Here is a 523-nt window from a genome sequence, read left to right as displayed (position 1 = left end):
CACCACCGTCTTGTGTGGCGGTACACCCTGAGGCAAATCTGTACTCATGGGGGCATAGCTCAGCTGGGAGAGCACCTGCTTTGCAAGCAGGGGGTCGTCGGTTCGATCCCGTCTGCCTCCACCAATCACCAACGCTAAGGGCTTGGTTCAGACACTGAACCGAGAATTTTGCATTGGCGATTGAGCCAGTCAGAGTGATACGTAGTACGTATCGGCTGTCGTTCTTTAACAATCTGGAAGAAGCAAGTAATTTGGATAGCGGAAGCGTCTCGAGATGGACGTGGAAACTATCCGGGTTGTGATTGTATCGATGTATCTCAAGATGATTCGAACTCTATGTTTGACTCAATTGGAATACGGCACAACGCGAGAACTCAACCTGTAGCGACTGTCGATGAGACAGACTCGTTATAGGGTCAAGCGAACAAGTGCATGTGGTGGATGCCTTGGCGATCACAGGCGATGAAGGACGCGGTAGCCTGCGAAAAGCTACGGGGAGCTGGCAAACAAGCTTTGATCCGTA

At 51.2% G+C, this 523-nt stretch carries 1 tRNA gene and 1 rRNA gene; both read left to right on the top strand.

The features are described 5' to 3' along the window. The first annotated feature begins 48 nt into the window (after nucleotides 1–48). Nucleotides 49–124 (top strand) — tRNA-Ala (locus tag LGM89_RS37070). Nucleotides 125–414: 290 nt separating this feature from the next. Further along, nucleotides 415–523: ribosomal RNA gene (locus tag LGM89_RS37065) — 23S ribosomal RNA — on the top strand; the annotation flags it as partial.

This window comes from Burkholderia sp. AU31624, from assembly GCF_020420065.1.
GTDB lineage: Bacteria > Pseudomonadota > Gammaproteobacteria > Burkholderiales > Burkholderiaceae > Burkholderia.
Note: the sequence above shows the minus strand (reverse complement) of the source record. Positions and strands in the feature narration are given on the sequence as shown.